Consider the following 11,383-nt stretch of genomic DNA (forward strand, 5'->3'; position numbering starts at 1 on the left):
CGTCCGCGTAAACCAGGCCGCGCGCGCTTTGCGTATTGCTCGTGCCGCGCACCGCGATGATCGAATTCAGATCGCCGATAAAACGCTTGCGCACCGCCAGGTTCGGCAGGTATTTCAGCGTGTCTTCCGTGTTGACGACGTTCCAGTTGTCGAACTGTTTGCGTGTCACCGTTTCGATCGAGGCCGGTAGATTCGGGTCGAGGGCAGGGCCGGTGCGGCCGGCCCCGGCTGCGGCGCTGACGGTAATCGTCGGCAAGACAACCCCGTCCCGAGTGGCGCTGGCGAGTGTTTCCGGGCTGGCGCTACGGGCGTTGGTATCGATGCTCGGCGTGGCATCGGCCGCGGCCCATGCGACGGGCGCGACAAGCGAGAACGGGACGAGCGCGAGCGTGGTGAATCGCGCATGGCGGCGCGCGCGGGCGCCCGGCCTTCGCGAGGCGAAGTACAACATGTCGTCTTCCTGAATTCGTTGAACGAACAGCCGCGCGCGCCTTCAATGGGCGCATCGAATCGGCTGCGGGTAACGGGGATCAGGAAAAGGCGGGTGGGGCTCTAGGCCGGCCGGATGGGAAGGCGCCTAGCGGCGTGAAGCGCACGCTCAGCACCGGGACGGTGACGGATACGAGGAGCATGACGAGCACGAGCGGCGCGGGCGGCACGGCCGGCATGGCGATGTGATCGGCGAGTAGATCGCAGTAGCCGCACGCCGCGAGCGGATCGGCCGGCGTGGCATGCGCGGAACCGGCGGTGGGCTCGACCGCCGAACAGAGCGGGGCGGCAGACGGATCGGCTCGATGCGCGGCCACGACGAGTTGGCTGACGATCGGCGCGAGCACGATGAGCCACATGGCGACGAGGCCAAGCCATGCGGTCAGGTGTTTGCGGGATCGGAGAGCCATGGTCATGCTGCGGATTGACGTGCGCCGCAGTCTACCATCGGAAGCGATTCATGTGGATTGAACAAGTTTGATGCCGCCCCTGCGGCCGATGCCGCACATGCGGCCGCGGGCGGCATCGGCCGTCTCAATGCGTGACCGACAGAAATAAATACGCGGCGAACAGGCAGAGATGCACGGCGCCTTGCAGGACGGTTGTGCGGCCGCTGCTCAGCGTCAGGCTGCTGATGAACAACGTCAGTGTCAGCAAGACGGTTTCCATTCCGCCGATGCCGAGTGCGAGCGGGCGCCCGACCCAGATGAATACCGCGGCGACGGTGGGAATCGTGAGGCCGATGCTCGCGAGTGCGGAGCCGAGCGCCAGGTTCATGCTCGTTTGCAATCGATTCGCGCGTGCGGCCCCGACCGCGGCCAAGCCCTCGGGCAGCAGCACGAGGGCGGCGATAACGATCCCGACCGTCGCGGCCGGCGCGCCGATGTTGGCCACCCCGCGTTCGACAGCCGGGGAGAGCAGCTTCGCCAGCAAGACGACGGCGACGAGGCTCACCAGCAGCAACACGAGGCTGGTGAGCGCGACGCGTCCGCTCGGCAACGCGGCCGCGTGAGCGGTATCGTCGCTGTTGCCGGAGGAAAGGAAGTAATTGCGATGGCGCACGGTTTGCACGAAGACGAACACGCCGTAAAGCACAAGCGATGACACGCCCGCGAACGCGAGCTGCGACGTGGACAGTTGCGGCCCCGGCATCGCACTCAAGTAGTTAGGCATCACGAGCGACAGCACCGAAAGTGCGGCGAGCACGGCGAGCGCCTTGCTCGCGCCCCGTCCTTGAAAGTCCTGTTCGCCATGCTTCCAGCCGCCGACGAGCAGACACAGGCCAACGATCCCGTTGCAGACGATCATGATCGCGGCAAAAACCGTATCGCGCGCGAGGCCGGCTTTTTCGGGGCCGGCGGAGAGCATGACCGACACGATCAAGGCGACTTCGATGATCGTCACGGCCACCGCGAGCACCAGCGTGCCGAATGGTTCGCCCACGCGGTGGGCCACCACCTCGGCATGATGGACCGCGGCGAATACGCAGCCGGCGAGCGCGACGGCAATCAAGGCGATCGCGATGCCTTCGGCCGGTATGAGGCGCGATAGTCCAAGGATCAGCCACGCGGCGAGCGGCGCCCAGAGCGTCCAGCGCGGGAGTGCATGCGATGCGGTTGACATAGGGGAGTCCTTGATCGTAGCCGGCGCGAGCGGGAAATAATATCAGGCAAGCTGGAGACGGCATCGACGCGTGCAATGGCAAGCGGCGCGATGCCGACTCAATGCCGGGCGATCAGGATGCGCCGGCTACCGCCCCGGCTGCGAAGAGGGTTTGGGGTTTGCTGCGAGAAGCGTGCTCGGTGCAGCGTCGTACGACGATGCTGCGTTTGGGGATGGCTCCGAGCGCGCGAGCCCGTGATAGGGACAGGCGCCTGTCCGAGGCCAAGTGGCTGCGGGAAGACCGCAGCGATCCGCTCGACCCCGAAGGAAAAACGTTATTCGGCGAGCGGCGAGCGCGTGGGGCGCCGTTCCGTCACGACAACGGTAGCACGTTCGAGACGGGGGCTCGCGCCGCGGATGAACAGCGCAGCGCAGGTGGCGACCAAAGCCCAGATGGAAAAAATTACCGCCAACGTGCCCATGCCAATCTCCTGAAGGTCTCGGATCTCGACTGAGACTGTCGGGCCTGTGGCCGATCAGCGAGTCGATGAATCACAGTATCGGCCGGGTTCGCGGATTTCAATTCGACGAAATGCATGGCGTTTCCCGCCTAATCCAAGTAATGGGAGGATCGGCCCAATGCAGCGGCTCGCTCGAGCTGCTGCTCCGTTCGCCGCGATCGATCGCTTTTAAACGCACGTACGAGGCGAGCTGCCATGCTACATCACGGTTTAGCCTTGCTCAAGCATCCGTTCAAACGCTTTGGCAATCCGATCGATGCGGCCCACAGCATATGAAAGCGAGATCGGCGGCAACGCGGCCCGGTCAATCCACGATGTTACGAACCCAGTCCACAAAACTCTCGTTCTCGAACTCGTACACGTCGCGCGGGCTCTTGGCTACGACGGTCTTTTCCGCGAGCCGGTTAAGCGCCTTTTGAACATGCGTGGCCTGAAGGTCTTCGATCCCCACATGCTTGCGCAGCCTCACAAGGGTCGCCTTGGCGAAGGGTTTGATCGAAGGATCGTCCGCCAGCATCCGGACGAGCACCCGCTCGGTCGCGTCGAGTGAATTCCACGTTCCTTCGTGATTCTCCCTACGGGCGAGTTTTTCCTGCTGCATCGCAATTGTCTGCTGAAACGTGAGCGCGGGGCTCATCATCAGAGCCAGCACCGCCTCCATCAGCGGCTCGGGACGCCGGCCGAAGAGCTCGAATGCCTCGCGCGCCGCAGCCACATCGAGCTTGCGTCTCGTCGATTCTTTGATCCGGCGTGCGATATTGTCGACAAAATCGTCGCCAAGCAGCGGGAAGTCCTGCACCGTACTGGCGGCCGAGTAAAGCGGTGCATTGGCATTCGTGAAGACATGGCCGAGCTTCGTACGCGAAGACCCGGTAAACAGCATGCGAAGCTTACGCTGTTGTTTGGTCAGCGTCGTGCGTAACGCGCGAGCCATCTCCTCGCCTTCTTTGCTGCGGCCGAGTGCTTGTGCTTCGTCGATCAGAAAGAGCATGGGCCGGCGCTTCGTCAGCTCGGCAATCAGCGCGTCGATTAAAAGCGCCGTATCGGTGATCTCTCGCTTGGGATCGTGTTCGAGGTCAATATGGCCCTCGAGTTTCGCACCGGCGAACTCGGCTTTTCCTTTGAGTGCCTTGACGGGCGTTTGAAGGCGGGCGATGACTTTGTCCAGCAGCGAGTGCGGCTCGAGGGCCTCCTCGATCGCCCGTACGAGTGCCGCGCCCGGCGTTTGCCGTGTCTGCCAGAGGTCGGCATAGACGACCGTGTAGCCCTCGCTTTCGGCGAGCGGCTTCAGATCCCTCAGAAGAAATACCGTCTTACCCGTGCGGCGCGGGGCGAAAATCGTCGTCGATGTGACGAGCCCGGCGTTCAGCGTGGCAAGATAGGCGCTCGCGAGGTCCGGCCGGGGGAAATGCCACAGTTCCGTCAGTTCCATACGATTATCCAAAATTATCCGTAGCCGGTATAATTATACCAATCGGAGATAATTTCGGATAACCGCGCCCGTAAGCGGCCTGTCCGCCGTTATTCGGCTACCGTTCGATTCGCCGCACGAGGCAACGTCAACGTGACGGCGAAGCCGCCCGTTGCGGGGAAAGCGAAGCCCACCCGGCCGCCGTGGGCGGTCACCACTTCTTGCACGATCGCGAGCCCGAGCCCCGATCCCGTGTGGCGCGAGGTGTTTTCCTGCCCGAGCCTTTCGAACGGACGCAGCGCGGCTTCCCAGTGCTCGCGGGCAATGCCGGGGCCATTATCCGTGACGGTCACCGCCACGGACGTCTCCGACGTGACGATGGAGACCACGAGCGTATCCGCCTTGCCGTGCAGCAGCGCGTTATGCAGCACGTTCGATAGGGCTTCTTGCAAGCTGATCGGATCGCCGTCGATGTATGCGTCGGGCCGATCGCATTCGAACGCAACGCTCACGTCGCGTTCGTCGGCAAGCGGGATCGTTCGTCCGAGCACTTCCTTCGCGAGCCCAACGAGATCCACCGGCTGCAATGGAACGGCTTGCGTGCGATGAATGACCATCGCATGGTTGAGCAGTTGCCCGGTGAGCCGGCCGACGTCGGAGCAGGTCGCGCGCAGCGCATCGAGACGTGCCGCATAGCGCGATGGATCGTGCTCGCCACTGAGCAGCTCGATCTGCGCGTCGAGCCGCGCGAGCGGCGTGCGCATCTGATGCGCGGCGTCGGCAATGAAGCGCTGCATGGCCGTCATGCGTTCGGAGAGGCGGCCCAGCAGGCCGTTAATGGCGCCGATGATCGCATTGATTTCCGAAGGCGTATCGGCGGCAACGGGACGCAGATCGGCCGGATCGCGGGCGGCGATGATCGTCTCGATCTTCGCGAGCGGACGCAGGCCGCGCCGGATGGCGAGGCCGCTCGCACCGATCGCGAGCACGCTCATCAGCACAATGAGCGTCCATACCTTCAGGCTCATTTCGTTCGTCAGTTGCGCGCGAGCGTGCGTCGTTTGCGCGACGGTGACGACGGCCCATCCGGGGGTGCGCTCTTCAGGCAGGTAGCGGGCGAGGGTGGCCGTGCGAATGCGCTGCCCTTGATAATTACCGTTGCCGAACAGCGGGCCGTTTCGCGCGGCGGCGCTGCTGGCCGGACTCGGAAGGTCGGCATAGCCGGCCACGACCATGCCGCGCGAATCGGTCACCTTGTAGTAGACGAGGTCATACCGCGAGAGCGTCGAAAGTGCCGCCACCGGCAGATTGAGCGCCAGCACGCCGCCTTGCACGTAAAGATCTTCGGCCACCTGAATGGTCGCGCCCGCCAGCAATTGATCGTAGGCGCGTTCCGATGCGACGCCCGCGTAGTAGCGGGCAATCATGGCGAGGCCCGCCGCGCCCGACGCCACAATCAGCGCGATAAACAGCAGCGTTCGGCCGAACAGCGTTTTGCGAAACCACTCAAAGCGTAGCAATCTGATACCCCATGCCGCGAGCCGTCCTGATTTCGACCGAGCTGCCCTGCAGTTTTTTGCGCACGCGCGTGACGTACTGTTCGACAGCGTTGGTCGTCGGCTCGTTACCTAAGCTGAACAATTGGTTCAGCAGGTCCTCCTTCGAAAAAATCCGCTGCGGACGGCTCGCGAGAATTTCGAGCAGCGCGAATTCCTGGCGGGACAGCGGCAGCGGTTTGCCGTCGAGTTCGGCCAACCGGCTGCTGCGATCGATCGACAGACCGCCGACTCGAACGAGGTTATCCGCATGCCCCGTATGGCGACGCAACAGCGTTTGCACGCGCGCTTCCAGTTCCCGGTAATCGAAGGGCTTGACGAGATAATCGTCGGCGCCGAGCTTAAGGCCGCTGACGCGATCGTCGATCGCGGAGCGCGCCGTCACCAGCAGGACGGGCGTGCCGCAGCCGGCCGCGCGCAGATTGCGCAGAATCGCGAAGCCGTCCATCGTTGGCAACATCACGTCCAGCACGACAAGGTCGAAGCGCTCGACGCGCAGCAGCGTGTTCGCCGTCGCGCCGTCCGCTTCGAGATCCACCGCATGCCCAAGCCGTGTCAAGCGCGCGCGGATCGCCGCACCGATTTCCGTATCGTCTTCTACCACCAAAATGCGCATGATGCCTTTCCTGCGGAGTCGTTTGCTCGGTTGCTCGGTTGCTCGTTTACTGGTTCGCTCGTTGCCTCGTGCGATTACGGGTTTTCCCGGGGAATCGATCTCAGCATTTTCTCAGACTCGGTGGCTAATCTTGCGAACATGCGTGGATGAACGGCGAGAGCCGCTTCCATAGAAGAGGAGAGGAGACGATACGATGCAGTACGGGGCGAGCACGGTGTGCCACGGTGTCAGGGAGCCTTCGCGCCGACGCCGTGCCTTGGTGGCAGCCGGCCTTGGTGCGGTGCTGTCCCCCGCGTGGGTGCAGGCGAAGGCCGGCAGCGTGCGCATCTCGAAGGGTTATGGCCTCTTATATCTGCCGTTGCTCGTGATGGAGAAGCAGCGATTGTTCGAGCACCACGCCGCGAAGTTGGGCATCGGCGACGTGCGCGTCGACTGGGTGCTGCTCGACGGCGGCAATTCGGTGGACGACGCCATGATGGCCGGCTCGCTCGACTTCGCCGCGGCCGGCGCGCCGGGATTCATTGAGCTATGGGCGCGCTCGCGCGGCATTCCGAACGTCGAGGTCATCGGTATCAGCGGCCTGTCGACCACCTCGCTTTCCCTGAACACGAACCGGCCTGGGATCAAGTCGCTCGCCGATTTCACGTCTTCCGACCGGATCGCGGTGCCCGGTATTCGAACATCGCTTTCAGCGGTGGTGCTGCAGATGCTGGCGAGCAAACTGCTGGGGCCTTCGCATTTCGCGCAGCTCGATGCGATCACCGTGAATTTGCCCCACCCCGAGGCGATGCAGGCATTGATTCGGCGCGAAGGCGGTATCACCGCGCATTTCGGATCGCCGCCCTTTTCGACGCTCGAATTGGGGCAACCGGGCATTCACCGCGTTGTCGATTCGATCGATGTGCTTGGCCCATTGACGCTCGACGTCGTATTCGCCCCGAAACGGATCGTCGATCAACAGCCTCTGCTTGCACGCGCTTTTCTCCGGGCCCTCGACGAAGCGAATCGCCTCATCGCGAAGGACCCGCGATCGGCAGCGGCCACTTACGCGGCTGCCTCGAACCTCAACGTCTCGCTCGATGCGGTGATGCGGATGCTTGCCGCGGCGCATACGCGCTTCTCGGTGTGGCCCGATCGGCTCATGGAATTCGTCGACTTTCTCTATCAAGTCGGCACGATCAAAACGAAGCCGCGCACCTGGTACGGAATGTTCGCAACCGAGCTTGGCGAATATCGCGCTTCATAGCCCGGTTTATAGCCCGGTTTATAGCCCGTCGCATGGCCCCGCCTCACAGCCCGCCCGGCTCGCCCGCGCACGCCGCTCATGTCGAGCGGGGGCCCTTTCAACGATTCGAATCCAAGGAGGAGTACCCAATGAACGCAACCTCGGCCGCCGAGCCTCAACAGTCCGCACCAGAGCGCGCGGTCATGTCAAAGATGGCGCGGCGTCTGCTGCCGATCCTCGTCATCATGTTCCTGATCTCGTTCATCGATCGGCAGAACGTCGGCTTCGCGAAGCTGCAGATGGTGCATAGCCTGCATATGACAGAGGCCGCGTTCGGTCTTGCGTCATCGCTGTTCTTCATCGGCTATCTGCTGTTCGAAGTGCCGAGCACGCTCGCGCTGCATCGGTTCGGCGCACGCGTGTGGCTCGCCCGCATCATGCTCACCTGGGGGGCGATCACGGTATTGATGGGCTTCACGACGTCGATTCAAGTGTTTTGCGGTTTGCGCTTCGCACTCGGTGTCGCCGAGGCCGGCTTTTATCCAGGCGTGATCTATTACCTCACGCTGTGGTTTCCGCAAAGCTATCGCGCGCGCGTACTGGGCATCTTCACGCTCGGCAGCGCGCTCGCGAACATGCTCGGCTCGCTCGTGGGCGGGTGGCTGCTGAGCTTGGACGGCGTTGGGGGCCTCGCCGGCTGGCAATGGGTGTTCATTGCCACTGGCCTGCCTGCGGTGTTGGTGGCCGTGGCGGTGTTCAAGCTATTGCCGGCTTCGTACCGGGAAGCGCGCTTTCTGAGCGAGCCGGAAAAGCGGATCGTCGCCGCCGCCCTCGAACGCGAAAAGCCCGAGCACGCGGAGCATGCGCAGCCGTGGAAGGCGTTGCTCGATCCGCGCGTGATGCTGTTTGCCGCCACGTATATGTTGATGTCGACGTCGCTGTACGGCGTGACCTATTGGCTGCCGACGATCGTCAAGTCGTTCGGCGTGTCGAACAGTACGAACGGCGTGCTGAGCATGTTGCCGTGGGCGCTGTCGGTCGTGCTGCTCGTGTATCTCCCGGCGAAGCTGCGCCGCTCGAAGAGCATTTTGCGGGCGATCGCGATCGTTGCCGGGTGCGGCGGGCTGGGCTTCTTGCTGAGCCTCGTGCTGCCGTCAACGCCGCTGCGGTTCGTCGCGCTCGTGCTCGGCGGCGCGTGCATTCCTCTGCTGTATCCGTGCTTCTGGTCGATGCCGCCGCGCTACTTCACGGGGGCGCGCGCCGCCGCGAGCGTCGCGGCGATCAATTCGATCGGCAACCTGGGCGGCTTCTTCGGCCAAAACCTGATGCCGTTCGCGGGCAAGGCCACCGGCACCGCGTTCGGGCCGATGATCGTGCCGATCGTCTGCCTCGCCGTGCTCGGCCTGGGCGCGAGCATCGCCTGGATCCGTTCGGAACGCGCGATAGCCGGCGTGCCGGCGTGATATTTGTTACGACTTAGTCTCGTAGAAAAAATATATTGGACGTCTGACCGAGAATCTTTCAGTATTTCGGACGTTTAAGAGGCATACCGCGCGTCGGCAGGGGCCGCTTCCCGTTCCTTCCTGCCGATCGCCGGTCTGCCGTCACGGCCCAGCGCGCCGATTCCGCTGGCCGGACACCATTCCAATATACGACCGCGATACCTGAGGACGCAGATGCCCCAATACCGCTCACGCACTTCGACGCACGGCCGCAACATGGCCGGTGCCCGCGCCTTGTGGCGCGCTACCGGAATGAAGGACGACGATTTCGGCAAGCCGATCATCGCCGTCGTGAACTCGTTCACGCAGTTCGTGCCGGGGCACGTCCATTTGAAGGACTTGGGCGCGCTCGTCGCGAAGGAAATCGAAGCGGCCGGCGGTGTCGCCAAGGAATTCAATACGATCGCCGTGGACGACGGGATCGCCATGGGCCACGGCGGCATGCTCTATTCGCTGCCTTCGCGCGAGCTGATCGCCGATTCGGTGGAGTACATGGTCAATGCGCATTGTGCCGATGCGATGGTCTGCATCTCCAATTGCGACAAGATCACCCCGGGCATGTTGATGGCCGCGATGCGCCTGAACATCCCCGTCGTGTTCGTATCCGGTGGCCCGATGGAAGCGGGCAAGGTCAAATCGCCGACGGATGGCCAGGTGATCGCCAAGATCGATTTGATCGATGCGATGATCAAGGCCGCGGATCCGAAGATCAGCGATGCCGAGGTGGCCGAAGTGGAACGCAGTGCGTGCCCGACGTGCGGTTCGTGCTCGGGCATGTTCACCGCGAACTCGATGAACTGTCTGACCGAGGCGATCGGCCTCGCATTGCCCGGCAACGGCACGGTCGTCGCCACGCATGCCTGGCGCAAGGGCTTGTTCGAGCAAGCCGGCCGTTTGATCGTGGATTTGTGCCGCCGCTACTACCAGGAAGAGGACGCTTCGGTCCTGCCGCGCAACATTGCCACCAAGCGCGCCTTTGAAAACGCGATGGCGCTCGACGTCGCCATGGGCGGTTCGACGAACACCGTGCTGCACTTGCTCGCCGCCGCGCAGGAAGCCGGGGCCGATTTCACGATGGCCGACATCGATCGCATCTCACGCAAGGTGCCGTGCCTGTGCAAGGTCGCACCGGCCACGGACAAATACCATATCGAGGATGTTCATCGCGCCGGCGGGATTGTCGGCATTCTGGGCGAACTGGCGCGCGCCGAGCTGCTCGACTTGTCGTGCGGCAACGTGCATAGCGGCACGCTCGGCAATGCGCTGGCCAAGTGGGATGTGATGGGCGGCGCGGGCGAGGACGCCCAGAAATTCTTCCGGGCGGCGCCCGGCGGCATTCCGACGACAGTCGCGTTCAGTCAAGAGGCGGTGTATGCGGCGCTCGACAGCGACCGTGCGAAGGGCTGCATCCGCGACAAGGAACACGCGTATTCGAAGGACGGCGGCCTCGCGGTGCTCTACGGCAACTTGGCGGAGAAGGGCTGCATCGTCAAGACGGCCGGCGTCGACGAATCGCAGTGGGTGTTTTCGGGGCGGGCCCGTGTGTTCGAAAGCCAGGATGCCGCGGTCGAAGCGATCCTCGGCGATCAGGTGGTGGCGGGCGACGTCGTCGTGATCCGTTACGAAGGTCCGAAGGGTGGCCCCGGCATGCAGGAAATGCTGTACCCCACGTCGTATTTGAAGTCGAAGGGCCTGGGCAAGACGTGCGCGCTGTTTACGGACGGCCGTTTCTCGGGCGGCTCGTCGGGGCTCGTGATCGGGCACGCGTCGCCCGAAGCGGCGGAAGGCGGCACGATCGGGCTCGTGGAAGAAGGCGATGTGATCGAGATCGACATTCCTCAACGCAAGATGCACTTGGCGGTCAGCAACGAGGAATTGGCGCGCCGCCGTGCGGCGATGGACGCGCGCGGCGATAAAGCCTGGCAGCCGGAGAATCGTCAGCGCGTCGTATCGCAAGCGTTGCAAGCTTATGCCGCGCTGGCGACGTCGGCCGATCGCGGTGCCGTGCGCGATATCTCGCAGTTGAAGCGGAAGTAAAGCGATTAGAGGCGGTGCATTACGCCGCCTTTGTCTGGAACGAAACCGCCGGCTTTGCCGGCGGTTTTGCTATGCGCGATCCAATCGGACGTCTGCTGGGCGCGCGCATGTGAACCTTCAATAAAGACGTGCCATGGGCCTTCTGGTCGCATGGCACGCGGTGTGCTCGTGATCTCCACCGAGCGAAGCGGGATCGGGCAAGCCTTACGCTTTGATCCCGGCTGGCTTTGCCGGCGCGACCGCAGGCGGAGCGACCCGCTGCGTCGGCACCACGACAACCACGGGCTCCGGCATCGCCCACATCGGCGCGGCGAATACAACGGCCTGCTGCGCGGGTGCGGCGAACGTACCCGTGAACGCGGCACGCTGCAACGCCAGCATTTGCTGTTGCATCGCCATCATTTGCGCTTGCGCCATGTGCATT

Annotated in this window: 8 protein-coding genes and 2 pseudogenes; 3 read left to right on the top strand and 7 right to left on the bottom strand. The window is 63.6% G+C overall.

Annotated features, from left to right (window positions below; translation table 11 throughout):
* From ACTHL0_RS18545 to ACTHL0_RS18570, 6 genes and pseudogenes are all read right to left on the bottom strand, one after another.
* A pseudogene (locus ACTHL0_RS18545) lies at positions 1 to 451 on the bottom strand (TonB-dependent receptor); the annotation flags it as partial.
* Between the two features lie 79 nt (positions 452 to 530).
* On the bottom strand, positions 531 to 899 hold the full coding sequence (locus ACTHL0_RS18550; protein WP_440568297.1) for a DUF2946 domain-containing protein: 369 nt from the start codon (positions 897 to 899) through the stop codon (positions 531 to 533).
* Positions 900 to 1,023: 124 nt separating this feature from the next.
* Entirely contained in the window at positions 1,024 to 2,112 is a 1,089-nt protein-coding gene (locus ACTHL0_RS18555) for a calcium:proton antiporter (protein ID WP_440568299.1), read from the bottom strand.
* An 804-nt stretch (positions 2,113 to 2,916) separates the two neighbouring features.
* Complete coding sequence (locus ACTHL0_RS18560; RefSeq protein ID WP_440568300.1) at positions 2,917 to 4,044, bottom strand: AAA family ATPase; 1,128 nt, start codon at positions 4,042 to 4,044, stop codon at positions 2,917 to 2,919.
* 89 nt (positions 4,045 to 4,133) lie between these two features.
* On the bottom strand, positions 4,134 to 5,543 hold the full coding sequence (locus tag ACTHL0_RS18565) for a sensor histidine kinase (RefSeq protein WP_440568301.1): 1,410 nt from the start codon (positions 5,541 to 5,543) through the stop codon (positions 4,134 to 4,136).
* Positions 5,530 to 6,195 (bottom strand): response regulator transcription factor, encoded by a 666-nt coding sequence (locus ACTHL0_RS18570; RefSeq protein ID WP_440568302.1) that lies wholly within the window; start codon positions 6,193 to 6,195, stop codon positions 5,530 to 5,532. The genes ACTHL0_RS18565 and ACTHL0_RS18570 overlap by 14 nt, the downstream gene beginning before the upstream one ends.
* Before the next feature lie 193 nt (positions 6,196 to 6,388).
* Here ACTHL0_RS18570 and ACTHL0_RS18575 point away from each other — a divergent pair, with 193 nt between their 5' ends.
* The 3 genes from ACTHL0_RS18575 to ilvD all read left to right on the top strand — a co-directional run bounded on the left by ACTHL0_RS18575 (position 6,389) and on the right by ilvD (position 10,959).
* Complete coding sequence (locus ACTHL0_RS18575; protein ID WP_440568303.1) at positions 6,389 to 7,441, top strand: ABC transporter substrate-binding protein; 1,053 nt, start codon at positions 6,389 to 6,391, stop codon at positions 7,439 to 7,441.
* Positions 7,442 to 7,569: 128 nt separating this feature from the next.
* The gene (locus ACTHL0_RS18580; protein ID WP_440568304.1) at positions 7,570 to 8,883 is read left to right on the top strand and encodes an MFS transporter; all 1,314 of its coding nucleotides are present in this window, start codon (positions 7,570 to 7,572) and stop codon (positions 8,881 to 8,883) included.
* A 213-nt stretch (positions 8,884 to 9,096) separates the two neighbouring features.
* On the top strand, positions 9,097 to 10,959 hold the full coding sequence (gene ilvD / locus ACTHL0_RS18585; RefSeq protein WP_440568305.1) for a dihydroxy-acid dehydratase: 1,863 nt from the start codon (positions 9,097 to 9,099) through the stop codon (positions 10,957 to 10,959).
* A gap of 204 nt (positions 10,960 to 11,163) precedes the next feature.
* Here the strand turns inward: ilvD and ACTHL0_RS18590 are convergent.
* A pseudogene (locus tag ACTHL0_RS18590) lies at positions 11,164 to 11,383 on the bottom strand (hypothetical protein); the annotation flags it as partial.

This window comes from Trinickia sp. (assembly GCF_051961175.1).
Classification (GTDB): domain Bacteria; phylum Pseudomonadota; class Gammaproteobacteria; order Burkholderiales; family Burkholderiaceae; genus Trinickia.

Bases quoted from the DNA above. Each gene is read 5' to 3' on its own strand.
- ACTHL0_RS18550 (WP_440568297.1), bottom strand. From the start codon at position 899: ATGGCTCTCCGATCCCGCAAACACCTGACCGCATGGCTTGGCCTCGTC.
- ACTHL0_RS18555 (WP_440568299.1), bottom strand. From the start codon at position 2,112: ATGTCAACCGCATCGCATGCACTCCCGCGCTGGACGCTCTGGGCGCCG.
- ACTHL0_RS18560 (WP_440568300.1), bottom strand. From the start codon at position 4,044: ATGGAACTGACGGAACTGTGGCATTTCCCCCGGCCGGACCTCGCGAGC.
- ACTHL0_RS18570 (WP_440568302.1), bottom strand. From the start codon at position 6,195: ATGCGCATTTTGGTGGTAGAAGACGATACGGAAATCGGTGCGGCGATC.
- ACTHL0_RS18575 (WP_440568303.1), top strand. From the start codon at position 6,389: ATGCAGTACGGGGCGAGCACGGTGTGCCACGGTGTCAGGGAGCCTTCG.
- ACTHL0_RS18580 (WP_440568304.1), top strand. From the start codon at position 7,570: ATGAACGCAACCTCGGCCGCCGAGCCTCAACAGTCCGCACCAGAGCGC.
- ilvD (WP_440568305.1), top strand. From the start codon at position 9,097: ATGCCCCAATACCGCTCACGCACTTCGACGCACGGCCGCAACATGGCC.